This window comes from Brevundimonas sp. TSRC1-1, from assembly GCF_049898245.1.
GTDB lineage: Bacteria > Pseudomonadota > Alphaproteobacteria > Caulobacterales > Caulobacteraceae > Brevundimonas > Brevundimonas mediterranea_A.
Genome location: NZ_JAFCXI010000001.1, coordinates 117,786 through 140,362, shown reverse-complemented (window position 1 = coordinate 140,362; position 22,577 = coordinate 117,786). Strand labels below are relative to the sequence as shown.

26 protein-coding genes are annotated in these 22,577 nt (G+C 68.6%); 20 read left to right on the top strand and 6 right to left on the bottom strand.

Annotated features, from left to right (window positions below):
• Positions 1–20: 20 nt before the first annotated feature.
• Both ACP7CK_RS00745 and ACP7CK_RS00740 read left to right on the top strand, forming a co-directional pair.
• Positions 21–1,382, top strand: coding sequence for a glutamate--cysteine ligase (locus ACP7CK_RS00745; protein ID WP_426024827.1), 1,362 nt, complete (start codon positions 21–23; stop codon positions 1,380–1,382).
• Positions 1,383–1,610: 228 nt separating this feature from the next.
• Complete coding sequence (locus ACP7CK_RS00740) at positions 1,611–3,182, top strand: ATP-binding protein (protein WP_426024826.1); 1,572 nt, start codon at positions 1,611–1,613, stop codon at positions 3,180–3,182.
• A gap of 37 nt (positions 3,183–3,219) precedes the next feature.
• Here the strand turns inward: ACP7CK_RS00740 and ACP7CK_RS00735 are convergent, their stop codons facing one another.
• The 3 genes from ACP7CK_RS00735 to ACP7CK_RS00725 form a co-directional block, all read right to left on the bottom strand.
• Positions 3,220–4,683: a response regulator gene (locus ACP7CK_RS00735; protein WP_426024825.1), complete on the bottom strand. Its 1,464-nt coding sequence runs from the start codon at positions 4,681–4,683 to the stop codon at positions 3,220–3,222.
• 123 nt (positions 4,684–4,806) lie between these two features.
• Positions 4,807–5,352 (bottom strand): hypothetical protein, encoded by a 546-nt coding sequence (locus tag ACP7CK_RS00730; protein WP_426024824.1) that lies wholly within the window; start codon positions 5,350–5,352, stop codon positions 4,807–4,809.
• Complete coding sequence (locus ACP7CK_RS00725) at positions 5,349–5,579, bottom strand: hypothetical protein (RefSeq protein ID WP_008260114.1); 231 nt, start codon at positions 5,577–5,579, stop codon at positions 5,349–5,351. The genes ACP7CK_RS00730 and ACP7CK_RS00725 overlap by 4 nt, the downstream gene beginning before the upstream one ends.
• Positions 5,580–5,679: 100 nt before the next feature.
• Here ACP7CK_RS00725 and ACP7CK_RS00720 point away from each other — a divergent pair, with 100 nt between their 5' ends.
• The 11 genes from ACP7CK_RS00720 to ACP7CK_RS00670 all read left to right on the top strand — a co-directional run bounded on the left by ACP7CK_RS00720 (position 5,680) and on the right by ACP7CK_RS00670 (position 14,908).
• Positions 5,680–6,666: a glycosyltransferase family 9 protein gene (locus tag ACP7CK_RS00720; RefSeq protein WP_426024823.1), complete on the top strand. Its 987-nt coding sequence runs from the start codon at positions 5,680–5,682 to the stop codon at positions 6,664–6,666.
• A 102-nt stretch (positions 6,667–6,768) separates the two neighbouring features.
• The gene (locus tag ACP7CK_RS00715; RefSeq protein ID WP_426024822.1) at positions 6,769–8,100 is read left to right on the top strand and encodes a dihydroorotase; all 1,332 of its coding nucleotides are present in this window, start codon (positions 6,769–6,771) and stop codon (positions 8,098–8,100) included.
• 145 nt (positions 8,101–8,245) lie between these two features.
• Complete coding sequence (locus ACP7CK_RS00710; RefSeq protein ID WP_154726580.1) at positions 8,246–8,995, top strand: prephenate dehydrogenase/arogenate dehydrogenase family protein; 750 nt, start codon at positions 8,246–8,248, stop codon at positions 8,993–8,995.
• Between the two features lie 266 nt (positions 8,996–9,261).
• Entirely contained in the window at positions 9,262–9,882 is a 621-nt protein-coding gene (locus ACP7CK_RS00705; protein WP_008263552.1) for a DJ-1/PfpI family protein, read from the top strand.
• Between the two features lie 141 nt (positions 9,883–10,023).
• The gene (locus ACP7CK_RS00700; protein ID WP_008264126.1) at positions 10,024–10,455 is read left to right on the top strand and encodes a hypothetical protein; all 432 of its coding nucleotides are present in this window, start codon (positions 10,024–10,026) and stop codon (positions 10,453–10,455) included.
• A gap of 298 nt (positions 10,456–10,753) precedes the next feature.
• Positions 10,754–11,047, top strand: a complete 294-nt coding sequence (locus tag ACP7CK_RS00695; RefSeq protein WP_369733658.1) for a type II toxin-antitoxin system ParD family antitoxin — start codon at positions 10,754–10,756, stop codon at positions 11,045–11,047.
• Positions 11,044–11,352 (top strand): type II toxin-antitoxin system RelE/ParE family toxin, encoded by a 309-nt coding sequence (locus ACP7CK_RS00690; protein ID WP_008263996.1) that lies wholly within the window; start codon positions 11,044–11,046, stop codon positions 11,350–11,352. The genes ACP7CK_RS00695 and ACP7CK_RS00690 overlap by 4 nt, the downstream gene beginning before the upstream one ends.
• Complete coding sequence (locus ACP7CK_RS00685) at positions 11,349–12,098, top strand: DUF72 domain-containing protein (protein WP_154726579.1); 750 nt, start codon at positions 11,349–11,351, stop codon at positions 12,096–12,098. The genes ACP7CK_RS00690 and ACP7CK_RS00685 overlap by 4 nt, the downstream gene beginning before the upstream one ends.
• 85 nt (positions 12,099–12,183) lie before the next feature.
• A complete protein-coding gene (locus ACP7CK_RS00680) occupies positions 12,184–13,245 on the top strand; it encodes an NAD(P)-dependent alcohol dehydrogenase (RefSeq protein WP_035310401.1) in 1,062 nt (353 codons plus the stop codon).
• 118 nt (positions 13,246–13,363) lie between these two features.
• Positions 13,364–14,089 carry an acetoacetyl-CoA reductase gene (gene phbB, locus ACP7CK_RS00675; RefSeq protein WP_035310400.1) on the top strand — a complete coding sequence of 242 codons (726 nt, stop codon included), beginning with the start codon at positions 13,364–13,366 and terminating at the stop codon, positions 14,087–14,089.
• Between the two features lie 99 nt (positions 14,090–14,188).
• Positions 14,189–14,908 (top strand): DUF4908 domain-containing protein, encoded by a 720-nt coding sequence (locus ACP7CK_RS00670; protein ID WP_230307690.1) that lies wholly within the window; start codon positions 14,189–14,191, stop codon positions 14,906–14,908.
• Here ACP7CK_RS00670 and gloB read toward each other — a convergent pair.
• Positions 14,898–15,626 (bottom strand): hydroxyacylglutathione hydrolase, encoded by a 729-nt coding sequence (gloB, locus tag ACP7CK_RS00665; RefSeq protein WP_008260401.1) that lies wholly within the window; start codon positions 15,624–15,626, stop codon positions 14,898–14,900. The genes ACP7CK_RS00670 and gloB overlap by 11 nt on opposite strands.
• Positions 15,627–15,672: 46 nt before the next feature.
• Here gloB and ACP7CK_RS00660 point away from each other — a divergent pair, with 46 nt between their 5' ends.
• The 5 genes from ACP7CK_RS00660 (at position 15,673) to ACP7CK_RS00640 (ending at position 20,337) form a co-directional block, all read left to right on the top strand.
• Complete coding sequence (locus ACP7CK_RS00660) at positions 15,673–16,422, top strand: methyltransferase domain-containing protein (protein WP_426024821.1); 750 nt, start codon at positions 15,673–15,675, stop codon at positions 16,420–16,422.
• A gap of 59 nt (positions 16,423–16,481) precedes the next feature.
• Complete coding sequence (locus ACP7CK_RS00655; protein ID WP_426024820.1) at positions 16,482–16,985, top strand: SixA phosphatase family protein; 504 nt, start codon at positions 16,482–16,484, stop codon at positions 16,983–16,985.
• Positions 16,982–17,326 carry a DUF952 domain-containing protein gene (locus ACP7CK_RS00650; protein WP_426024819.1) on the top strand — a complete coding sequence of 115 codons (345 nt, stop codon included), beginning with the start codon at positions 16,982–16,984 and terminating at the stop codon, positions 17,324–17,326. The genes ACP7CK_RS00655 and ACP7CK_RS00650 overlap by 4 nt, the downstream gene beginning before the upstream one ends.
• Complete coding sequence (locus ACP7CK_RS00645) at positions 17,323–18,372, top strand: quinone-dependent dihydroorotate dehydrogenase (protein WP_426024818.1); 1,050 nt, start codon at positions 17,323–17,325, stop codon at positions 18,370–18,372. Before ACP7CK_RS00650 ends, ACP7CK_RS00645 begins: the two co-directional genes overlap by 4 nt.
• A gap of 72 nt (positions 18,373–18,444) precedes the next feature.
• Complete coding sequence (locus ACP7CK_RS00640) at positions 18,445–20,337, top strand: ATP-binding protein (RefSeq protein WP_426024817.1); 1,893 nt, start codon at positions 18,445–18,447, stop codon at positions 20,335–20,337.
• On the opposite strand, the gene ACP7CK_RS00635 is transcribed toward ACP7CK_RS00640, so the two are convergent.
• Both ACP7CK_RS00635 and ACP7CK_RS00630 read right to left on the bottom strand, forming a co-directional pair.
• Entirely contained in the window at positions 20,334–20,744 is a 411-nt protein-coding gene (locus tag ACP7CK_RS00635; protein ID WP_426024816.1) for a very short patch repair endonuclease, read from the bottom strand. The genes ACP7CK_RS00640 and ACP7CK_RS00635 overlap by 4 nt on opposite strands.
• A gap of 63 nt (positions 20,745–20,807) precedes the next feature.
• The gene (locus ACP7CK_RS00630) at positions 20,808–21,293 is read right to left on the bottom strand and encodes a peroxiredoxin (RefSeq protein ID WP_008263696.1); all 486 of its coding nucleotides are present in this window, start codon (positions 21,291–21,293) and stop codon (positions 20,808–20,810) included.
• Positions 21,294–21,409: 116 nt separating this feature from the next.
• Here ACP7CK_RS00630 and ACP7CK_RS00625 point away from each other — a divergent pair, with 116 nt between their 5' ends.
• Together ACP7CK_RS00625 and ACP7CK_RS00620 are read left to right on the top strand one after the other, a co-directional pair.
• On the top strand, positions 21,410–21,979 hold the full coding sequence (locus ACP7CK_RS00625; RefSeq protein WP_372705124.1) for a YqgE/AlgH family protein: 570 nt from the start codon (positions 21,410–21,412) through the stop codon (positions 21,977–21,979).
• 125 nt (positions 21,980–22,104) lie between these two features.
• Positions 22,105–22,557 (top strand): chemotaxis protein CheW, encoded by a 453-nt coding sequence (locus ACP7CK_RS00620; protein ID WP_035309906.1) that lies wholly within the window; start codon positions 22,105–22,107, stop codon positions 22,555–22,557.
• The last annotated feature ends 20 nt before the right edge of the window (positions 22,558–22,577 follow it).

Genomic DNA, 22,577 nt, shown 5'->3' with positions numbered 1-22,577 from the left:
CGCCGGAGGGGATCTGACGCATGACCGACAACGCGCCGCTGAGCCGGGACGTCCTCATCGAAGCCATGTCCAAGGGCGCCAAGCCCAAGGACCAGTGGCGGATCGGCGCCGAGCACGAGAAGTTCGGCTTCGACAAGACCACCCTGGCCCGCCCCGCCTACGACGGGCCGAGCGGCATCAAGGCCATGCTGGAAGGCCTGCAGCGGTTCGGCTGGTCGCGGGTCGAGGAGAACGGCGTCCTGATCGGACTGGAGCGCCGCAACGACGAAGGCTTCATCGCCTCGGTCAGCCTGGAGCCCGGCGGCCAGTTCGAACTGTCCGGCGCCCCGCTGAAGACCATCCACGACATCTGCAACGAGACCGGCCAGCACCTGATGGAGGTCAAACAGGTGGCCGACCAGTTGGGCGTCGGCTTCCTGGGCGCCGGCTTCGACCCGCTGTGGACGCGCGAACAGGTGCCGGTCATGCCCAAGGGCCGCTACGACATCATGCGCGCCTATATGCCCAAGGTCGGGACCCTGGGCCTGGACATGATGCTGCGCACCTGCACCATCCAGGCCAATCTGGACTTCGATTCCGAAGCCGACATGGTGGCCAAGTTCCGCACCTCGCTGGCGCTGCAGCCGATCGCCACCGCCCTGTTCGCCTGTTCGCCCTTCACCGAGGGCCGCCCGAACGGTTTCCTGTCGGCCCGCGCCAATGTCTGGACCGACACCGACGCCGACCGCACCGGCATGCTGGGCTTTGTGTTCGAGGACGGCTTCGGCTTCGAACGCTACGCCGACTATGCGCTGGACACCCCGATGTATTTCGCCAAGCGCGACGGCAAATACGTCGACGCCTCGGGCCAGTCGTTCCGCGACTTCCAGGCCGGCAAACTGCCCGCCCTGCCGGGTGAATATCCGACGATCAAGGACTGGAACGACCATCTGACCACCCTCTTCCCCGAGGTGCGGCTGAAGGCCTATCTGGAGATGCGCGGCGCCGACGGCGGCCCGTGGAGCCGGATCTGCGCCCTGCCCGCCCTGTGGGCCGGGGTCCTGTACGACGCCCCGTCGCTGGCCGCCGCCTGGGACCTGGTCAAGGACTGGGACATCGCCGACCACGAGCGCCTGCGCCGCGACGTGACCCGCCTGGGTCTGAAGGCCGAGGTGGCGGGCCGCAGCGTGCGCGACATCGCCGTCGATCTGGTCAATATCGCCAAACAGGGCCTGAAGAACCGCGCCCGCTTCTCGGGCGGCATGGTGGACGAGCGCGGCTATCTGTCGGAACTGGAAGACATCGCCGACAGCGGGATCACCCCGGCCGAACGCCTGCTGGACCTGTATCACGGGGCCTGGCAGGGCGACGTGAAACGGATCTACGCCGACTTCGCCTACTGAAACCCGCAGCCCGTCGCGCTGGGCCGGCCCGATTGTCCGTTCTCAAGCCGATCTTTGAGCGAGGCCGCAGGGACGGTTCGGAGGGCGGCGAAGACAAGCCGTGCGGCGATCATGACCTCACCCAGACCGACGCGACATATGAGCCCAGTGGAAACAACCTCGTGCGCGCAAATGCGGCCTTAACCGATCTGGCGTAGTGGCTGAATCACTTCGCGAGGAATTGCTGCAATGATCCGTTCGCCCGCCGAGGCGCTGCGCCCACCGCCGACCGACGTGGATCTGGACACCTTCTTCGACGTGTCGCTGGATCTTCTGGTCGTGCGTGAACTGGACGGGCCGGTGGTCAAGGCCAGCGCCTCCTGGTTCTCGGTCCTGGGGTATCGGCCCGATGAACTGGTCGGTCAGCTTCTGCCCAGTCTCGTGCATCCCGACGACCAGCCCGCCACACAGACGGCCATCCTGGAGGTCACGAACCGCCGCCCCGGCGACCCGGTTCTGGGTCAGATCAATCGCTATCGGCACAGGGACGGTCACTACGTCACCCTGGAATGGCGCGCCCAGAGGTTCGGCGACCGGATCTATGCGGTCGCGCGCGACGTGACGGCCAAGGTCGCCGCCGAAAGGGCCCTGATCGAGGCCAAGGCCGCCGCCGAGGCCGCCAGCCGCGCCAAGTCCGACTTCCTGGCCAATATGAGCCACGAGGTGCGAACGCCGCTGAACGGGGTGATCGGCATCGTCGATGCGCTGTCCCGCACCGCCCTGGATCCCGCCCAGACCGAGATGGTCAATCTGATCCGGGCGTCCGGCGTCACCCTGGAACGGCTGGTGTCCGACATCCTCGACGTCTCCAAGATCGAGGCGGGCGAGCTGACGCTGGAGACCCGCCCCTTCGACCTCGACGAGGCCCTGGACGCGCCGCTGGACGTCATGCGTGTCCGCGCCGACGAAAAGGGCCTGAGATTCGACGTCATCCGCGACGATGAGGCGCGCGGCGTCTTCGTCGGCGACAGCACCCGCATCCGCCAGGTGATCGGCAACCTCCTGTCCAACGCGGTGAAATTCACCCACCAGGGCGGCGTCTCCGTCCGCATCGCCCTGGACGAAGACCACGACAGCCTGACCCATCTGATCGTGGACATCCAGGACACCGGCGTCGGCTTCACCGCCGAACACGCCCCCCGCCTGTTCGACCGCTTCAGCCAGGCCGACGCCACCATCACCCGGCGCTTCGGCGGCACGGGCCTGGGCCTGTCGATCTGCCGCGCCCTGGTGGAGATGATGGGGGGGCGGATCACGGCCGAATCGACGCCCGGACAGGGCAGCCGCTTCAGGATCGAGATCCCTTTGGCCCGCAGCACCTCCCTGTCCGACTATGTCGCCGGCGAACGCGCCCGGGCGGCCGAGGTCCCGGCGCCGATGCACACGATCCGGGTCCTGCTGGCGGAAGATCATCCGACCAACCAGCGCGTGGTTCAGCTGATCCTGGCCGGACACCCCGTCGAACTGATCACGGTCGAGGACGGCGCCCAGGCCGTCGCCGCCTTCCAGGCCGGCAGCTTCGACGTGATCCTGATGGACATGCAGATGCCCGGCATGGACGGGCTGACGGCGACCCGCACGATCCGCGAACTGGAAGCGGCGCGGGCCGCCAACATCCACACGCCGATCATCATGCTGAGCGCCAACGCCATGGCCCAGCACCGCGAGCAGGCGATCCAGGCCGGCGCCGACATCCATGTGCCCAAGCCCATCACCGCCGCCAGTCTGCTGGCGGGCATCCAGTCCGTCCTGCCGGCCTGAAGACCGCCTGAAACAAGCGCGCCTTGCGGCGCACGTCTCAGGCGACGGCGGCGATCAGCGGCGGCCCGCTTCGGCGCCAGTCGCTGCTGGTCCAGCTCAGGACCATGTGGGTCAGCTCGACGATGTTGATCGGCTTGGCCATGCAATCGTCCATGCCGGCGGCGAAATACTCGGCCTTCTGTTCCGCCAGGGTGTTGGCGGTCAGGGCGACGATGGGGGTGGCGCCGCGATGGCCCGGCAGGGCGCGGATGGCGCGGGTGGCGGCGACCCCGTCCATGACCGGCATCTGGATATCCATCAGGATCAGGTCCCAGTCGCCGGTGCGGGCGGCTTCCAGTCCCTGGGCGCCGTCCTCGGCCGTGGTGCAGGCGATGCCCTGGACCTCCAGCACCGCGACCACCAGGGCCCGGTTGCAGTCGTGATCATCGACATACAGGATCCTGGGCGTCCGCCCCGACCCTTCCGTCTCGATGGCCTCGCAGGCCCCAGGAACCTCGGCCGGAACCTCGGCCGGAACCTCTGCCGGAACCTTCGCCCCGACCTCTGACTCGACGACGGTCAGACCGGTCGCTGCGGGCGCGGCGTCGCCTTCCGAGGCGTCCCTGCCCGACTGGTCGATCATCTCGTTGACGACCGACAGCAGGCGCTGACCGGCGTTGTTGATCCGCCCCACATGGTCGGCCTGTTCGACATTCAGACTGGACGTCGCCAACAGGTCCGAGAAGCCGATCACCGTATTCAGCGGCGTGCGCAGCTCGTGCGACATTTCGGTCAGGAAGGCCTGGCGCGCCTCGGCCATGGCGGCCTTCTGCTCGGCCGCCGCGCGGGCGTTCTGGGCCTGGACCCGCGCGGTCACGTCGCGTTCGTCCAGCAGCACGCTCATCTGGCCGGTCGCCGGGTCCGTGACCGGCCGCACGTCGAGCTGATGCCAGCGCAGCCCGTCACGCGTGACGACCTGGCAGACGTCGGTGACGGCGTTTCCGGCCAGGGCGGCGGCCAGCAGCGGCGGCGCGCGCTCCGGCTCGGCGAACCGCGCCTCGAACCCGTCGGTCGCCGTGCCGTAGGCGGCGAAGGCCGCCGGATTGGAGAAAATCGGCCGCCCCTCGGGATCGAACAGGCTGATCAGGGTCGAGGTATGGCGCAGGGCCTCGGTCGCGCGGTTCTCGTCGCCGTCCGCCGCGACGGGCGAGGCCTCGACCAGCAGCACCGGCGTCCCGTCTTCCAGAAGATAGGTCGAGATCACCGCCGCCACCGTCACCGGGTGGCCGTTGGGGTAGAAGGTCCACTGGTCGCAGACGACCGACCCGTCGGCGGTCTCGCGCGCCAGCCTTTCGACGCGCGCCACGGCCGCCGGCGACAACTGGCCGAAGCCACGGGCCAGCAGGGCCTCCAGACTGTCCGCCTCCCATAGCTCCAGCGCCGCCGGATTGGCGTAGACGCCGCGCCGGTTGACCGGATCAAACAACCATATCGGGCGACGCAGGGCGTCCCATTCGTGCATAGCTGCGGCGCCCTTTCTGGACGACGGTTATTGTAGGACGATTACTGACGGAACGCTGTTAAGAACCGGCTAAGTCGAACCTGCGGAAACCCCGTATGCGCCGCGCGTCCCAAAGCCGTCAGCTCAGGCCACGGCGTAGCGCGCCACGACCCCGTCCGGCTGGAAATCATGCTCCGCCAGCTTGTCCAGCGACCGCAGCACCCGCGCCAGGAAGGCGGCGGGATCGCCCGCCTCCACCGCCGGCCGCAGCCAGTCGGTGACGACGGCGCGGGCGGGGTAGGTCCCGACCGGGCCGGGAAGGCTCAGCGCCACCTCGACCCCTTCGGCGATCCAGCCGGCCACTGTGGCGAAGAAGTCCGGCGAGGCCAGGAAGTCAGACGGCCGGATGACGTACAGGGTGATGACCCCGTCCTCGATTCCGTCGGGGCGCACGATCACCCCGCTGCGGTCCGGCCGCCAGTCGTCCGACAGCTCGACCACCCGCCACAGGCAGAACCAGACGCGACAGGTGTTCGGTCGGATCGCATGGACCGAGCAGCCGGCGGCCTCGACGCAATAGGCGCACAGTTCGCCGGTCGGCTTGGCCAGTTCGGGCAGGTCCAGCGGAATGGCGCGACAGCATTCGACGCAGGCCCCGCAGGTCCGGTCGGGCAGCAGGGGCAGGCTCACTCGCCCGCCCGCTCCAGCCGGGCGATGCGACGATCCATGTCGGCGACGACGGCCTCCAGCCGCGTCTTCTCCGACGCCATGTCCACCGGCGTCCCGTCCTCATAGGCGATGGTCGCGCCCTGGGCGATCAGATCGAGGCGGTAGATGGCCGTCACGCGCTGGGCCTTGAACCGTTCCAGGGCGGCCTGGGCGGCGGGATCGGGGGCCGAATTCGGGGTCTTGCTCATGGCCGTGGCTCTAGCCCATCGCGTCTTCAGGGGAAACCAGCCTGTGGATACGGGCGTTTGACGCTGAACCCCGGCCAGAATCCCTGTATGAGGTCCACGGATGATCGGGCGTTTCCCCATCCTCTATATCGCCGAGGCCGACGCCGAGGACGCCGTGCTGTCCTCGGGCGTTCTGGCGCATCTGGTCGACAGCCTGCCGGAGGCCGGCTTCACCGTCGTCGGCTCGGCCGCCAGCGCCCCCCTGTTCGCCGACACCCCGCGCCTGGAACGGCTGCTGGTGCTGGAGCGCGAAGGCCGTTTCGACTGGATCGCCCTGTGGAACCAGGTGCGCGGGACCAAGTGGGGCCTGATCGTGGACATGCGCGGCTCGGACCTGTCGGGCAAGCTGCGCCGTGTGAAGCGGGCGGTGCGCGACAAGACCCCGCCGCCCGGCCTGCACGCGGTCCAGGCGGCGGCCGCAGTGCTGAAGCTGGAGCCGCATGAGGTTCCGGCCCCCCGCCTCCATGTCTCGGATCAGACGCGCGCCCAGGTCGAGGCCCTGATCCCCGCATCCGGCGGCGACGCCAATTCTGAAAAGGATCGGCCCATCCTGGCCATCGGCCCCGGCGTCGAATGGATGGGCCGCCGCTGGCCCGCCGAACGCTACGCCAAGGTGGCGACCAAGCTGCTGGCCGACGACGGCCCCCTGGCGGGCGGGCGGCTGATGCTGGTCGGCGAGGAGATCGACCGCGAGGCGGCCCACACCATCCGCTACGCCGTCCCCCGCGCCCGCGTCATCGAACTCCAGGGCAAACTCACCCGGCTCCAGACCGTCGCCGCCCTGTCGAAGGCCAGCCTCTACGTCGGCGCGGACTCGATCTGGACCCATCTGGCCGTCGCCTCGGGCGTCCCCGTCGTGGCCGCCTTCGGCCCCTCCGACGAGGCGACGCGCGGCCCCTGGAACGGCGTCGCCGTGCGCGGCCCCCGCAGCTTCGAGGAGTTCAAGGCGCTGGACCCCCGGCTGAACCAGGCGATCCAGCACATGATGGACTTGCCGTGGGAACGGGTGCTGAAGGCGTCGGTTCGGCTGTTGAAGGAACGGGGCTGACGACAATCTCCCTCCCCGTCCGGGGAGGGAGAGGTTTAGCCGTTTCGCGACCCGTGCCGCATCCGCTAGAAGCTCGCATAACCAGCCTCAGGAGCCGCCCCCATGACCCAGATCTATGACCTGATCGTCCGTGGCGGCGAGGTGGCCAATCACGCGGGGCGCGGCCGGGCCGACGTCGGGGTGATCGACGGCAAGATCGCCTTCATCGGCGACCTGTCCCAGGCCTCGGCGGGCGAGACCTTCGACGCGACCGGCCTGACCGTCCTGCCCGGCGTCATCGACACCCAGGTCCATTTCCGCGAACCCGGCCTGGAGTGGAAGGAAGACCTGGAGACCGGGTCACGCGCCGCCGCCCTGGGCGGGGTCGTCGCCGTGTTCGAGATGCCGAACACCAATCCCAACACCACCGACCCCGACACCATGGCCGACAAGCTGGCGCGGGCGAAGGACCGGATGTGGACCGACCACGCCTTCTATGTCGGCGGCACCCACGAGAACGCCGACTATCTGGGCGAGCTGGAGCGGCTGCCCGGCTGCTGCGGGGTCAAGGTCTTCATGGGCGCCTCGACCGGCGACCTGCTGATCGCCGACGACGAGGGGGTGCGCAAGGTCCTGTCGAACGTGCGCCGCCGCGCCACCTTCCATTCCGAGGACGAATACCGGCTGGTCGAGCGGCGCGGCCTGGCCCGCACCGGCGACTGGACCAGCCACCCCGAGGTCCGCGACGCCGAGAGCGCCATTCGCTCGACCCGCCGCCTGGTCGGCCTGGCCCAGGAGACGGGCGCCCGCATCCACGTCCTGCACGTCACGACCAAGGACGAGATGGAGTTCCTGCGATTCCACAAGGATGTCGCCACCGTCGAGATCACGCCGCAACACCTGACCCTGGCCGCGCCCGAAGCCTATGAGCGGCTGGGCGCCTACGCCCAGATGAACCCGCCGATCCGGTCGCAGGAACATGTGGACGCCCTGTGGCTGTGGGGCATGCAGCAGGGCGTCGCCGACGTCCTGGGCTCGGACCACGCGCCGCACACGAAGGAAGAGAAGGCCAAACCCTATCCGGCCTCGCCGTCGGGCATGCCGGGGGTCCAGACCCTGGTGCCCCTGATGCTGACCCATGTGGCCCAGGGCCGGCTCAGCCTGGAGCGGTTCATCGACCTGACCTCGGCCGGCGCCCAGCGGGTGTTCGGCACGGCCAACAAGGGCCGGATGGCCGTCAGCTATGACGCCGACCTGACCATCGTGGACCTGAAGGCGAAGCGCACCATCACCCACGACCAGCAGGCGTCGCGCTGCGGCTGGACCCCGTTCGACGGCGTCGAAGCGACCGGCTGGCCTATGGCGACCCTCGTGCGCGGCCGGGTGGTGATGCAGGACGGCGAACTGATCGGATCGGCGCACGGCCGGCCGGTGCGGTTCATGGAGACGCTGTGAGGTCGGCCTCTACACAATCCGTCACCCGCTTCACCCCCACCCCCGTCATCCTCGGGCTTGACCCGAGGACCGGGCGCGGATCGGGCTGTGCGCCCGCCGCTGACGCAATGCGGCGGACCCTCCGGTCCTCGGGTCAAGCCCGAGGATGACGGGGGAGAAGGAAAAACTCGGCCTGATCGGCTTCGGCGCCTTCGGGCGGCTGACGGCGCGGCATTTGTCGCCCTGGTTCGACATCTACGCCCATGATCCAGCGGCGACCGACAGCGACGGCCACGCCACCCTGACCGACCTGGCTGCGGCCGCCGCCTGTCCTACGATCATTCTGGCCGTGCCGGTCGAGGCGCTGGAAGCGACGCTGACCGCCATCCGCCCCCATTTGCGCCCCGACGCCCTGGTCATCGACGTCGGCTCGGTGAAGGTCAAACCCGCCCGTCTGATGGAAGACCTCCTGCCCCCCGGCGTGCGGATCGTCGGAACCCACCCCCTGTTCGGCCCCCAGAGCGGCAAGCACGGCATCGCCGGCCTGCGCATCGCCATCTGCGCCGTGCGCGACGCCCCCGATGCGCGCAGAGACGCCCGCCGCGTCGCCGCCTTCTGCCGCCGCGCCCTGGCCCTGAAGGTGTTTCAGGTCAGCCCCGAGGATCACGACCGCGAGGCCGCCACGGTCCAGGGCCTGACCCATCTGATCGCCCGCCTGCTGCTGGCCATGGAGCCCCTGCCGACCCGTATGACCACCGCCAGTTTCGACCGCCTGATGCAGGCCGTCGACATGGTCCGCCACGACAGCCCCGCGGTCTTCCGCGCCATCGAACGCGACAACCCCTTCGCCGCCGAAGTCCGCGACCGCTTCTTCGCCCTGGCGGACGCGGCGCGGGGGGATTTGGACGCGGAATGAGTGGGGAAGCATCCGACCACGCCATGCCTCACATCGGTTGACGAGGCGTCTCGGTTCGCTGAACCTGGGCCTGGGATGGTGTAATCGAACATACCGGTCACAACCGGAGCAGCGGGTGAGAGCCCTGCTCCCAAGTCTGCTTTGCGAACCGGCGGCGATTTCGCAAGACGACCCGAACCGGGCAACCAGAATGTCCGCTCTTGCGGCGGCCCTATAACTCGGCGACCCTGCCGTCTTCCTCATCATCTCCTAGCGCCGTGCCCGTCATGCAGATCGCCGTCCTAACCCTTGATGGTTTCAACGAGCTGGATTCCTTCATCGCAGCAGGCATCTTAAACCGGATGAAATCACAGGGCTGGGCGGCCCACATCACCTGCCCCACGCCGGAGGTCACCTCGATGGCCGGGGTGACGATTCAGCGCCAGAAGCCGCTGGAGTTCTTGGCCGACGCCGACGCGGTGCTGATTGGCAGCGGGATCAAGACCCGCGATTACGCCGCCGATCCCACGTTCCTGTCGCGCCTCCCGCTGGACCCGTCGCGCCAGCTAATCGGCGCTCAGTGCTCCGGCACGCTTCTACTGGCCAAGCTGGGGCTGATCGGCGACCTGCCCGCCTGCACCGACCTGACGACCAAGCCTTGGGTTATCGAGGCGGGCGTAAATGTCGTTGATGCGCCGTTCGTCGCGCACGGCAATGTCGCAACCGCCGGCGGTTGCCTAGCCTCGCAATACCTTGCCGCTTGGATGATTGCGCGCTTGGCGACCCTGCGTGACGCAGAAGAAGCCATTCACTACGTCGCGCCCGTCGGCGAGAAGGCTGAATACGTCCAGCGCGCGATGGCGGCGGTGACGCCGTTTTTGAACGTCGGAGAAACACGGGCTGCATAATCCATGGTCGTCCGCTTCTCACCCCTTTCACCCCTTTAAGACCTCCGCACAGTCCGCTGATCCCCAACCTTTCCAATAATTCACGCGGCAATCCAGCATCATCGCCCTACCCTACTCCAGGCTGAACGGTCGGAGGCGGGCATGGCGAAGCGGCGAGCGTTCCTGGCGGGCGGCCTGGCGGCCTGCGCCCTTTGCGGAACGGCCCTGGCTCAGGCAGCGCCGCCCATCACCGGTGGCGAGGTGGCCGGCGACTGGATGCTGAAGATCACGCCGGCCGAGCGGCAGGACCTCAACATCTCCTTCAAGTCCAAGAGCGGAAACCAGCTGGATTTCCCATTGACGGTCACGCCCCAGCCGCGCGGCCGGCTTTCGTGCGTCCTCGACGGGGATCCGGCGGACTGCCGCATAAGGGACGGCAAGCTGGTCGTCGTCATGGCCTCGGGCGGCGTGCGCATGACCTTCACCCTGACGGGTCGGTCGCGCGGCGGGTTCCAGGGCGACGCGAGTCTGAGGGTCCGTCTGCTCCCCATCGGCGGCCATATCGGCGCCGTGACCATGGCGCGCCGATCATAAGGGCCGGCGCGCGGACGGTCGGCGCAGGCGCCACCTATCCTAATTCCGCAGACATTCTGTCGACGAAACAACCGCCTGACTGAAAAATCCCGTCGCCACCCCCCGCCCTTCCCTGCGGGCCTATACTTCCGTCGTCGGCATTGGAAGGGAGGCTCATTCAGTTGCAGACTCTGGCGCCTCGCCCTGGGTTCGAGGGCTCCGCGCAATTTCGTCCCACCCCGATTTCAGACAATTCAGACTATTCAGACACTGTTTTTTCGCCGCACCGTCTGAAATCCCCTGCGACAATTGACAAAGATTGCCAAACTCCCATTCTGACCGGACAGGAGCAGACCCCATGGCGACGATGAACATCTCCCTGCCCGACCCGATGAAGGCCTGGGTCGAGGAACAGGCCAAATCAGGCCGCTACGCCAACGCCTCGGACGTCGTCCGTGACCTGATCCGCCGCGAACAGGTCAAGGCCGAGAAGATCGCCCATATGCAGCGATTGGTGGACGAGGCGCGCGCCGGCGGGATCAGCGAAAAGACCCCACGTGAGATCTTCGAGGAAGTCCGCGCCGAATTCGAAAGACGCAAGGGCGCGGCGTGACCCGCCTGCGGCTGAGCGAAGACGCCGAAGCGGATCTGCGCCTGATTTTCTGGCAGGGCCTGGAAATGTTCGGCGCCCGCCAGACCGAAACCTATATTTCAGGCTTGGAAGACCAGTTGCAGCAGTTGCTCCTGTTCCCCGATACGGGCCGGTTGCACACGGATATCCAGCCGCCCGTCAGGGTTCAGCCCTATGGCGCTCACGTCATCATCTACGAACACATCGACGACATCGTCGCAGTCCTCCGCATCCGCAGCGCACGCGAGGACTGGACGGCCTCACCTCTGGGAAGCGACTGGCCATGACCCACCCCATCCACATCGGCGTCGGCGGCTGGACCTTCGAACCTTGGCGCGGAATCTTCTATCCCGAGGGCCTGGTGCAGAAGCGCGAGCTGGAATACGCGGCGTCGAAACTGACCAGCATCGAGATCAACGGCACCTATTATTCGACCTTCAAACCCGACTCCTGGCGCAAATGGCGTGACGAGACGCCGGAAGGCTTCGTCTTCTCGGTCAAGGCCAGCCGCTACTGCACCAATCGCAAGATCCTGTCGGACGGCGGCGAGAGCTTCGAGAAATTCCTGTCCCAGGGCCTGACCGAACTGGGCGACAGGCTGGGGCCCATCAACTGGCAGTTCATGGGCACGAAGAAGTTCGACCCCGAGGATTTCGAGGGCTTCCTGAAACTGTTGCCGCCCGAGAAGGACGGCCTGCGCCTGCGCCACGCCCTGGAGGTGCGCAACCCGAGCTTCGCCAGCGAGCAGTTCTACGACCTGGCCCGCAAATACGGCGTCGCCATCGTCTACGCCGTCGATGACGAGGAGCCGACCTGGCCCCAGATCGACGAAGAAACGTCTGACTTCAGATATGCCCGGCTGATGTCCAGCCGCGAGGACGAGCCCACCGGCATGACCGCCGCCGAACTGTCCGCCGTCGCCGACCAAGCCAAGGCCTGGGCGAAACGCGGCGAGGTCTTCGCCTATTTCATCTCGGGGGCCAAGGTGCGGAACCCGGCGGCCGCCCAGGCGCTGATCGCCCAGTTGAAATGACGCGCGCCGCCTTGCGACCGGTCACGCCGGGCCACATCTGCCCCCCACGCCCCACCGCCTGCCCGAAAGCCTGAAGGACTTCCCCATGCCGATCGCCACACGCGCCTTCGCCGCGACCGCCGCCGACAAGCCCCTGACCCCCTACAGCTTCGAACGGCGCGATCCCGGCCCCGACGACGTGCTGATCGACATCAAATACTGCGGCATCTGCCATTCCGACCTGCACATGGCCCGCAGCGAGACCGGCCAGGCCCAGTACCCGCTGGTGCCCGGTCACGAGATCGCCGGCGTGGTGGCGGCCGTCGGCTCGAACGTCACCCGCTTCAAGGAAGGCGACCGCGTCGGCGTGGGCTGCATGGTCGACAGCTGCCGCGAATGCTCGTCGTGCCAGGAAGGTCTGGAGCAGTATTGCGTGCCCGGCTTCACCGGCACCTACGGCGGCAAGGACCGGAAGGGCGGCACGGCCGAGACCATCACCCAGGGCGGCTATTCCGACCACATCACCGTCGATCAGCATTTCGTCCTGTCCATCCCCGACAGGCTGCCGCTGGACGTCGCCGCCCCCCTGCTGTGCGCCGGCGTCACCACCTATTCGCCGCTGAAGACCTGGGGCGTCGGACCGGGCTCGAAGGTCGCGGTCATCGGCCTGGGCGGCCTGGGCCATATGGCGGTCAAGCTGGCGGCGGCCATGGGGGCCGAGGTCACGGTCCTGTCCACCTCGGACCGCAAGAAGGCCGACGCCGAGCGGATGGGCGCCAAGCATTTCCTGATCAACTCGGACAAGGCGGCGATGAAGGCCGCGGCCGAGAGCTTCGACCTGATCATCAACACCGTCTCGGCCACGCACGAGATCTCCAGCCAGGTCCAGCTGCTGGCGCGTGACGGGACCATGGTCATGCTGGGCCTGACCACCGAGGGCCTGCCGGTGTTCGCCGTGCCCCTGCTGTGGCGTCGTCGCCGCATCGCCGGCTCCCTGATCGGCGGCATCGCCGAAACCCAGGAGATGCTGAACTTCTGCGCCGAACACGGCATCGCCTGCGACATCGAGACCATCGCCCCCGACCAGATCAACGAAGCCTATGAGCGGATGCTGAAGTCCGACGTCCGCTACCGCTTCGTCATCGACATGGAAAAGCTGGCGGCCTGATCCGTGCGACATCAAGCCCGGTTTCCCCCGCGGAAATCGGGCTTGCCTGCGGCCGAGGCGTCGCTACACCTTTAACCACGGTCCGCAGCAGACGGACCAAAGGGACAAGGAAACGATCATGGCGCGTGTGGCATTCGTGACCGGCGGCACCCGAGGCATCGGCAGGGCGATCGTCCAGCGCCTCAGCGAGGACGGCGTCCGCGTCGCCGCCGGCTATTCCGGCAATGACGAAGCCGCCCAGGCCACGGCCAGGGCCACCGGCTGTTTCGTGGTGAAGGGCAATGTCGGCAGCTTCGAAGACTGCGCGCGCGCGGTGCAGGAGGTCGAAGCCGAGCTGGGTCCGGTCGACATCCTGGTCAACAACGCCGGCATCACCCGCGACGGCTTCTTCCACAAGATGAGCCATGACCAGTGGTCCGACGTGATCCGGGTGAACATGGACAGCGTCTTCAACACCACCCGCCAGGTCATCAACGGCATGCGCGACCGCGGCCACGGCCGGATCGTCAACATCTCCTCGATCAACGGCCAGAAGGGCCAGGTGGGCCAGACCAACTATTCCGCCGCCAAGGCCGGGATGATCGGCTTCACCAAGGCCCTGGCCCTGGAGAACGCCCGCAAGGGCGTGACCGTCAACTGCATCGCCCCCGGCTATATCGACACCGAGATGGTCGGCGCCATGGACCCCAAGGTGCTGGAATCCATCGTGGCCCAGATCCCCGTGGGCCGCCTGGGCAAGGGCGAGGAGATCGCCGACATGGTGTCCTGGCTGGTGGGCGAGCGTGCTGGATATGTCACAGGCTGCACCCTGTCTCTGAACGGCGGTCAGTACCTGGTCGGGTGAAGCGGCTTCGCCCAAAATCCGCCGCGTGACGGTTTCATCCACAGTCTCATGAAGTTGACGGAAACGGACTGGGCGAAAAAGTCGCCTCGCGTGACCGCGATGGCCCTGGCGGCCGTCGTGACCGTGGGTCTGTCCGTGGCTGCGCCTGCGGTCCTGCCTTCGGACTGCCACGCCCAGTCGCGCCGCAACCTGCCGCCCTCGGCCCGCTACGTGGCCGGCACGGGACAGGGGTTCGTGCTGGACGTGACCGGGTCGCGCCCCCTGCTGCGGTTCGACCGTTCGACCGAGATCTGGGTGCTGCGTCCCGCCCCCGCCCCGCGCGGCGACATCGTCTATCGCAACGACAACGGCGACCAGGTGCTGCGCGTCACGGCCGACGGCGGCATGACCCTGTACACCACCACGGCGCCCCAGGGCTCGCCCGTCTCGCCGTCGGGCGAGGCCGCGCCCCTGCTGGCCCCGGCCCTGACGGCCGTCCAGCTGTGGAACTACATCATCCGCCAGAGCGACCGGGCCAGCCGCGCCCTGGGCCGACTGGTGGTCGTGGACGTGGACATTCAGCCGGGCTCGGAAGCCGTGGCCGCCGACGCCCTGTCGACCGCCGTGGACGCCATCGCCCGCATGGCCCGATCACCGGCCCTGCGTCGCGAGGCGGACAAGATCCGCCGCATCGAGATCGTCGATCAGGGCCGGGGCCCGCAGGCGACCTTCTCTCGCGGCGTCCTGCGCATCGTGATCATGCCGCGCGCCGGCGTGGCCGGCCGGCCGTCCTCGGCCCTGATCGTCCGCGTGGTCGCGGACGACGTCCTCAGCCGCTGAAGCCGTCCTTCGCGGCCCGCCGCGCGGCGAACTGGGCCGCATCGACCGCCGTCAGGAACGGATTGAACCGCCGCTCCGTCCCGATCGTCGTCGGCACGGTGGGCTCGCCCCGCGCCCGCGCCGCAAAGATCGCCTCGGCGTGGGCCCGGGTCTCGGGCCGGTCGTCCAGGGTCAGGGTGAAACGCGCGTTCGAGGCCGTATATTCGTGGGCGCACCAGATCACGGTCGCCTCGGGCCAGGCGGCCAGGGCCTGAAGACTGGCCCACATCTGCTCCGGCGTCCCCTCGAACAACCGGCCGCAGCCCAGGGCGAACAGGGTGTCGCCGACGAAGGCCAGTTGGTTCTCGACCGAGCGGAAGACCACATGGCCCAGCGTATGGCCGGGCGTGGCCGTGACCTCGAACCGCGTCTCGCCGACCATCACCACGTCGCCGTCCGCGACCACCCGGTCCAGCGGCGCGACGCGGCGCACCTCCTCCGGCCCCACGATCTCGCAGCCCGTCTCGGCCTTCAGCCGTTCGTTGCCCTCGGTGTGATCCGGGTGCCAGTGGGTGTTCAGGATCAGGTCCAGCCGCCCCCAGCCCAGGGCCTCCAACTCTTGCAGGATTCGCTCCGCATCCGGCGTGTCCACCGCCGCGACCACGCCGGTCGCCGTATCGCGGATCAGGAAGCCGTAATTGTCGCTGCGGCACGGAAACAGGTGAACATCCAGGGTCATGACGTCATTCTAGCAGGACGGCTCCGGCGGGCCTATGGTGGACCCCATGCGGCGCAGCATCGACGAGCTTCGAACCTTCTACGGCGAGCCGACCGGGGCCCTGGTGCGCCGTCTGCTGGCCCGGCGCCTGGACGACGCCTGGGGCGAGGCCCCCGACTGCGACGTTCTGGGCGTCGGCTACGCCACGCCCTGGCTGGACGCCTTCGTCGGCGCCCGCCGCGTGGTCGCCGCCATGCCGAGCGGCCAGGGCGTCGAACACTGGCCCAGCGTGGGGCGCAACCGCACCCTTCTGGTCGACGACCGCCGCCTGCCCTTCGCCGCCGGGTCGTTCGACCGCATCCTGCTGGTCCACGCCCTGGAAGAGGCCGACGATCCCGCCGCCCTGCTGCTGGAGGCGGTGCGCGCCCTGGCCCCCACCGGGCGCATCATCCTGGCGGCGGCGGCGCGCGGCGGCCTGTGGGCGCGGGCCGAGAACACCCCCTTCGGCCACGGCCGCCCCTTCACCCGGGGCCAGCTGGAGCGGCTGGTGCGCGAGGCGGGGCTGGAGCCGGTGGCCTGGTCCCAGACCCTCTATGTCCCGCCCTGGACGCCGCTGCTGCCCCTGGCCGACGGTTTCGAACAGGTCGGGCGGCGCATCGCGCCGAACACCGCGGGCGTGATCCTGCTGGAGGCGTCGCGACAGGCCTATGCGCGCATCCGTCCCAGCGGCCTGGCCCAGCGCGTTCCGGCCCGGCCGGCGCTGACGCCCCAGCCCGTCGCCTCGACCTCCTTCCCGACGCCCCGTCCGCACCCCTGACAGGGAGTTGAGATCGTCCCATCTGTTCGTCGGACGCGAACGGCCTTATGGCGAGCCTCATGCATCGACTGATCCTCATGCGGCACGCTCAGGCGGAGGCCTCCAGCCCGTCCGGCGGCGACGAAGCCCGCCCCCTGTCCAACACCGGACGCAAGGAGGCCGTGCGGATGGGCCAGACCCTGGCCGAGCGCGGTTTGAAGCCCGACCTGGCCCTGGTCTCGTCCGCCGTCCGCACGCGCCAGACCTGGGACCAGATGCATGACGCCTTCGGCGACGTCGAAGTCCGCGACGAACCGCGCCTGTACAATGCGCCGTCCGACGTGCTGCGTCGCTTCGTCGAGGCCTGTGAGGACGAGGCCGGCTGCCTGATGCTGCTGGCCCATAATCCCGGCGTCCATGTGCTGGCCACCGAATACCTGTCCGAAAGCGCGGCCTCGCCGGCCATTCTGGACCGTCTGGCCGGGGGGTTCCCGACCGCCGCCGCCGCCGTGTTCACCGTCGATGTCGCGGGGCGCTGCGTCTTCGAAGGCTTCCTGACTCCGCGCGACCTGGAGGTCGCATGACCGGGACCGCCTACAAGATCCTCGCCGCCGAGGAATGGCGCGCGGCCGTGGCCGAGGGCCGCTACGAAGGCTCCGCCGTCGATCTGGCGGACGGCTACATCCACATGTCCACCGGCGAACAACTGGTCGAGACCGTGCGCCGCCATTACGCGGGCCGCGACGATCTGATGCTGCTGACGGTCGATCTGGCGCGGTTCGGCGCGGATCTGGTGTGGGAGCCGTCGCGCGGCGGCGACCTGTTCCCGCATCTGTATGCGCCCCTGCCCGTCGCCGCCGTCACCGCCGTGCGCGCCCTCTCGGTCGCCGAGGACGGAGCCATGCTGTTCGAGGATCCGGCATGAGCCTGCTGGCCGACTGGGGCGCCGCCGCCCTTCGCCGCCTCGATCCCGAGACCGCCCACAAGGTGGCGATCAAGGGCCTGGCCCTCGCCCCCCTTCCTGCCCCGGCGGCCGACGATCCGATCCTGCATACGACTCTGGCGGGGCTCGCCCTGCCCAATCCCGTCGGCCTGGCCGCCGGCCTGGACAAGAACGGCGAGGCCCTGCGCGGCCTGTCGCGGCTGGGCTTCGGCTTCGTCGAATGCGGCTCGGTCACGCCCCGCCCGCAGCCCGGCAATCCCAAGCCCCGCCTGTTCCGCCTGACCGAGGACCGGGCGATCATCAACCGGATGGGCTTCAACAATGAAGGTCTGGAGGCCTTCGCCGCCCGTCTGGATCGCCGCCCCACGGACGTGGTCGTCGGCGCCAACCTGGGCGCCAACAAGGATACGGAAGACAAGGCCGCCGACTATGTCGCAGGCCTGCAGCGGCTGGCCGGCCGCGCCTCCTATTTCACCGTCAACATCTCCTCGCCCAACACCCCCGGTCTGCGCGCCCTGCAAGGGCGTGAACAGCTGGACGATCTGCTGGGCCGGATCGACGCCGCCCGCCCCGCCGACCCCGCCGGCCGCGTGCCGGTCTTCCTGAAGATCGCGCCCGACCTGATCGCCGACGAGATCGGCATGATCGTCGAGGCCTCGCTGGCGCACCGGATTGACGGCCTGATCGTCTCCAACACCACCCTGGAACGGCCCGAGACCCTGCGATCCCCCGATGCGCATGAGACGGGCGGCCTGTCGGGCGCCCCGATCCGCCCGTTCGCGGAAAAGGCTCTGCGCGCCGCCGCCGAAGCCGCCCAGGGACGCCTGCCCCTGATCGCGGTCGGCGGGATCGACAGCGGGGCCGAGGCCTATGCTCGCATCCGTCTGGGGGCCAGCGCTGTTCAGGTCTATTCCGCCTTGATCTACGACGGGCCCGGTTTGATCACCCGCATCAAGCGTGATCTGGCGGCGCGACTGCGCGCCGATGGTTTTTCCTCAATTTCGGCCGCTATCGGGGCCTCGCGTTGACAGAGCGTTAGCCTCGATCTGCGTCTAGTACCGCCAAGCGAACGACCACGGTTCGTATTGCCGGGAAGCTGGATGTCCAAGACGACCGCAGTCGACACCGCCGCAAGCGGCTGGACAGTGGCCGCCCGCCATCGCCGCAGCAATCTGCTGCAGCGCTTGGGACTGGGGGCCGCCGTCGCCCTTGTCGTGACGCCCATGATCGGCTGGCGGATCTGCCTGGTCTGGTTCGCGGCCTATGGCCTGATGCAGGGTCTGGAACTGCTCGCCTTCGCGCGCGTGAATCGTGACGGCGACGGGAAGATCCCCCTCTGGGGCCGGGTGACGGCCTGCCTGAGCCTGTTCGCCAGCGCCTCGCTGTTCGGCAGTCTGTCGATTCCGATGTGGCTGATCGGCGGTCCGCTGGGCGGGGTCTGCGCGGCCCTGATGCTGCCGGCCCTGATGCTCTTCTCGATGATCAATTCGCCGCGCTCGAAATCGATACTGGTCTCCTCCCTGACGCCGCCGATGCTGTATCTGCTGGCGGTTCCCTTCCTGGCCGCCTGGTTCGGAGCGCCGCCGCCCCTGGTGATGACGGCCGCCGCAGCCGTGGTCCTGGTCATCTTCTTCACCATCATCAGCTGGCAGAAGATGAGCGAGGCGACCGAGAACCAGATGCGCGCCCACGCCGAGGCCGAGCGCCTGCGCGTGAAGGCCGAAGAGAGCCTGGTCGCCCACACCGCCTTCCTCGCCGCCATCGGTCACGATCTGCGCACCCCGATCGGCGCCATACTGACCGGCGCCGCAGAGCTTCAGGCGCTGGACGCGAACTCGCGGTCAAACGCCCATCTGATCACCGACGCCGGGCTGATGATGAAGGCCCTGCTGGACGACCTGCTGGATCACTCCAAGATCGGCGCCGGCCGGATGACGGTCGAGGCCGTCGACTTCGACCTGCGCGCCACGCTGGCCCAGACCTTGCGCCTGTGGCGCGGACCGATCGAGGCCAAGGGCCTGAAGCTGCGCGTCGAGGGCGCCGCGCGCATGCCCCGCAGCGTCAAGGGCGACGCCATGCGGATCCGTCAGGTGATGAACAACCTGATGTCCAATGCGGTGAAGTTCACGCCCCAGGGCCGGATCACCCTGCGCCTGGACGCCTGGGCCGAAGAGCCCTCCGGCTATTGTGTTCTGCTTGAGGTTCAGGACACCGGCCCCGGCATGACCGGCGATCAGCTGGCGCGGCTGTTCAACCCGTTCGACCAGACGGCCGAAGGCGTCAGCGCCCGGTACGGCGGTTCGGGCCTGGGTCTGGCGATCAGCCGCGACCTGGTCGAGTTGATGGGCGGCCGCCTGACGGCGCGCAGCGCACCGGGCCAGGGCGCCAGCTTCACCGTCTCCCTGAGCCTGCCCTTCGGCGAGAACGCCGCGCCGATCCTGGTTCCCGGCGACGACAGCCGCCTGGACATCGCCCTGGCCCTGGCGGCCCGGCCGCTGGCCGCGGGGCCGGACGCGGGAACGCCGCCGGCCGTCCCACGGGACGCCGACGACTCGACGACGGCCGAAACCGCCGACCAGACCGACGACGACCGTCCGCTGCGCCTGCTGGTGGTCGATGACCACGACATCAACCGTCGCGCCGTCCAACTGATCCTGCAGCCTCTCGGCTGCGACATCGTCACGGCCGCCGACGGCATGATCGCGCTGGAGCGCTGCGCCGAGACGGTCTTCGACGTCATCTTCATGGATGTCCGCATGCCGGAGCTGGACGGGCGCGAGACCACCCGCCGCCTGCGCGCCGAGGGCGGCCCCAACGCCCGGACGCCCGTCGTCGCGGTCACCGCCGACACCGCCCCCGAAGACGTCGCCGCCTGTCAGGCCGCAGGCATGGCCTATTTCGTGTCGAAACCCCTGACGCCCCCGGCCTTGCTGGGCGCGCTGCAGCATGTGCTGGACGACTCCGCTCAGGCGGCCGAGATCGCCGCCGCCTAATCCCGGACATCCGCGACCAGCCGTTCGGCGAAGCCCGGCGTGCGCAGGTCGCACTCCCACACCGTCAGAACCCGCCAGCCGTCATCCCGCAATTGGGCCGTCACCCGCGCGTCGCGGGCGCGGTTGCGGTCGATCTTGGCGCTCCAGTATTCGGCGTTGGCCTTGGGCTTGCGCGCCCCCCGCGCGCAGTCGTGCCCATGCCAGAAACAGCCGTGGACGAAGACGGCGACCTTGCGCCCCTTCATCGTCACATCCGGCCGACCGGCCAGGCCCTGGCCGCCCAGCCGATACCCGATCCCGGCCGCGCGCAGGATCCTGCGCACGGCCAGTTCCGGCGACGTGTCCCGCCCCTTCACGCGCCGCATCACCGCGCTGCGCTGTTCAGGACTGAAGACGTCGGTGCTCATGATCGGTCCAGAACTCAAGTCACGAAGCTCAAGTCGCGAAGCGGCGGCCTGGACCAACCCCTATCAGAGCTGCGCCAGCAGGTGCTCGGCCGAAGACACCTTGAACTCGCCGCCCTGTTCGATGTTCAGCTGGGTGACCGTGCCGTCCTTGACCAGCATGGAATAGCGCTGCGACCGCTGACCCAGGCCGAAGCCCGAGCCGTCCAGCACCAGACCCAGTTCGCGGGTCAGGTCGCCGTTGCCGTCGGCCAGCATGACGATGGACTCGTCGTCGATGCCCTGGCTTTCGGCCCAGGCCTTCATGACGAAGGCGTCGTTGACGGAGATGCAGGCGACCACGTCCACGCCCTTGCCCTTGATGGCCTCCAGATTGTCCTTGAAGCCCGGCAGGTGGCGGGCCGAGCAGGTCGGGGTGAAGGCGCCCGGCACGGCGAACAGGGCCACGGTCTTGCCGGCGAAGATGTCGGCCGTATTGACGGGCTTGGGGCCTTCGGCCGTCGCCCGGGCGAAGCTCGCGTTCGGAATCCTGTCGCCGATCTGGATGGTCATGGGGCTCTCTCCGCGCGGGTTGGTTGGGTGCGCCCGCGACAGATAGACGTCGCCGCCGTCATCGCAAGCGGCAACGCCTTGCGCCCGCCCGTTTCACGCCCGATGATAGGATCATCATGACCGACGCCTCATCCCTGACGGGCCGTCTCCTGGTCGCCATGCCCGGCATCGGCGACCCCCGGTTCGAACACGCCGTCATCCTGATCTGCGCGCACGGGCCGGATCACGCCATGGGGCTGCGGATCGACCGCCCGGCGCCCGGCGTCGATCTGAAGACTGTTCTGGACAAGCTGGACGCGCCGGCTCCGGAGGATTCGGTCGGTCGGGTCGTCCTGATGGGCGGACCTGTCGAACGTGAACGGGGCTTCGTGCTGCACACCGACGACTGGAGCACGGGCGACGACACCCTGCCCTTCGGCGACGGCCTGGCCATGACCGGGACGCGCGAGGCCCTGGCCGCCATGACCGACGCCGTGGCCGGCCCGCGCCGGTCGGCCCTGCTGCTCGGCTACGCCGGCTGGGGCGAGGGCCAGTTGGAGGACGAACTGGCCGAAAACGTCTGGCTGACCGCCGACGCCGACCTGGATCTGATTTTCGACGGCGACCACCAGTCCAAATGGACCCGCGCCCTGGCCCGCATGGGCGTCGATGCGGGCCGGCTTTCCAGCCAGGGCGGGCGGGCCTGAACCCGGCTTCGGCCGCGCCATCCGAAACTCCGTCCGCATTAACGAAATCGCTAGGCTGGTGCGCGAGACTGGGGTCTGCCTCGGGATCAGCCAATCGGTTTGGCCTGGGTCGGGAGGAATTTGTGATGCTGATTTCCAAGGGTGATCGTCGCGAACTGGTCGGCTTCCGCGTCGGCGAGCAAGCCTTCTGCATCGACATCACCTCGGTGCTGGAAATCCGCGGCTGGACGCCCACCACGCCCCTGCCCCGTGCGCCGGACTATATGAAGGGCGTCGTGAATCTTCGCGGCGTCGTCCTGCCCATCATCGACCTGGCGGCGCGTCTCGGCCTGCCGACCAAGGAACCCTCGGCTCGTCACGCCATCATGGTGGTGAAATGCGGCTCGCGCACGGTCGGTCTTCTGGTCGAGGCGGTGTCGGACATCGTCGAACTGGACGACGGGATGCGCCAACAGACGCCTGACATGGGCGACGACGGCGGCCCCGGCGTGATCGCCGGCATATTCGCCGTCGACGGCGAGATGATCAGCCTGCTGGACCTGGACAATGTGCTGCCGCCGCTGGCCGAGGCCGCCTGAGTCCTGACTCGACCGGAATC

Excerpts from the sequence above, each read along its gene's own strand:
- ACP7CK_RS00735 (WP_426024825.1), bottom strand. The coding sequence starts at position 4,683 with ATGCACGAATGGGACGCCCTGCGTCGCCCGATATGGTTGTTTGATCCG.
- phbB (WP_035310400.1), top strand. The coding sequence starts at position 13,364 with ATGGCGCGTGTGGCATTCGTGACCGGCGGCACCCGAGGCATCGGCAGG.
- ACP7CK_RS00620 (WP_035309906.1), top strand. The coding sequence starts at position 22,105 with ATGCTGATTTCCAAGGGTGATCGTCGCGAACTGGTCGGCTTCCGCGTC.
- ACP7CK_RS00670 (WP_230307690.1), top strand. The coding sequence starts at position 14,189 with ATGGCCCTGGCGGCCGTCGTGACCGTGGGTCTGTCCGTGGCTGCGCCT.
- ACP7CK_RS00700 (WP_008264126.1), top strand. The coding sequence starts at position 10,024 with ATGGCGAAGCGGCGAGCGTTCCTGGCGGGCGGCCTGGCGGCCTGCGCC.
- ACP7CK_RS00710 (WP_154726580.1), top strand. The coding sequence starts at position 8,246 with ATGACGGGGGAGAAGGAAAAACTCGGCCTGATCGGCTTCGGCGCCTTC.
- ACP7CK_RS00635 (WP_426024816.1), bottom strand. The coding sequence starts at position 20,744 with ATGAGCACCGACGTCTTCAGTCCTGAACAGCGCAGCGCGGTGATGCGG.
- ACP7CK_RS00725 (WP_008260114.1), bottom strand. The coding sequence starts at position 5,579 with ATGAGCAAGACCCCGAATTCGGCCCCCGATCCCGCCGCCCAGGCCGCC.
- ACP7CK_RS00640 (WP_426024817.1), top strand. The coding sequence starts at position 18,445 with ATGTCCAAGACGACCGCAGTCGACACCGCCGCAAGCGGCTGGACAGTG.
- ACP7CK_RS00630 (WP_008263696.1), bottom strand. The coding sequence starts at position 21,293 with ATGACCATCCAGATCGGCGACAGGATTCCGAACGCGAGCTTCGCCCGG.
- ACP7CK_RS00660 (WP_426024821.1), top strand. The coding sequence starts at position 15,673 with ATGCGGCGCAGCATCGACGAGCTTCGAACCTTCTACGGCGAGCCGACC.
- ACP7CK_RS00650 (WP_426024819.1), top strand. The coding sequence starts at position 16,982 with ATGACCGGGACCGCCTACAAGATCCTCGCCGCCGAGGAATGGCGCGCG.
- ACP7CK_RS00685 (WP_154726579.1), top strand. The coding sequence starts at position 11,349 with ATGACCCACCCCATCCACATCGGCGTCGGCGGCTGGACCTTCGAACCT.
- ACP7CK_RS00625 (WP_372705124.1), top strand. The coding sequence starts at position 21,410 with ATGACCGACGCCTCATCCCTGACGGGCCGTCTCCTGGTCGCCATGCCC.
- ACP7CK_RS00680 (WP_035310401.1), top strand. The coding sequence starts at position 12,184 with ATGCCGATCGCCACACGCGCCTTCGCCGCGACCGCCGCCGACAAGCCC.
- ACP7CK_RS00740 (WP_426024826.1), top strand. The coding sequence starts at position 1,611 with ATGATCCGTTCGCCCGCCGAGGCGCTGCGCCCACCGCCGACCGACGTG.
- ACP7CK_RS00720 (WP_426024823.1), top strand. The coding sequence starts at position 5,680 with ATGATCGGGCGTTTCCCCATCCTCTATATCGCCGAGGCCGACGCCGAG.
- gloB (WP_008260401.1), bottom strand. The coding sequence starts at position 15,626 with ATGACCCTGGATGTTCACCTGTTTCCGTGCCGCAGCGACAATTACGGC.
- ACP7CK_RS00645 (WP_426024818.1), top strand. The coding sequence starts at position 17,323 with ATGAGCCTGCTGGCCGACTGGGGCGCCGCCGCCCTTCGCCGCCTCGAT.
- ACP7CK_RS00705 (WP_008263552.1), top strand. The coding sequence starts at position 9,262 with ATGCAGATCGCCGTCCTAACCCTTGATGGTTTCAACGAGCTGGATTCC.
- ACP7CK_RS00745 (WP_426024827.1), top strand. The coding sequence starts at position 21 with ATGACCGACAACGCGCCGCTGAGCCGGGACGTCCTCATCGAAGCCATG.
- ACP7CK_RS00715 (WP_426024822.1), top strand. The coding sequence starts at position 6,769 with ATGACCCAGATCTATGACCTGATCGTCCGTGGCGGCGAGGTGGCCAAT.
- ACP7CK_RS00655 (WP_426024820.1), top strand. The coding sequence starts at position 16,482 with ATGCATCGACTGATCCTCATGCGGCACGCTCAGGCGGAGGCCTCCAGC.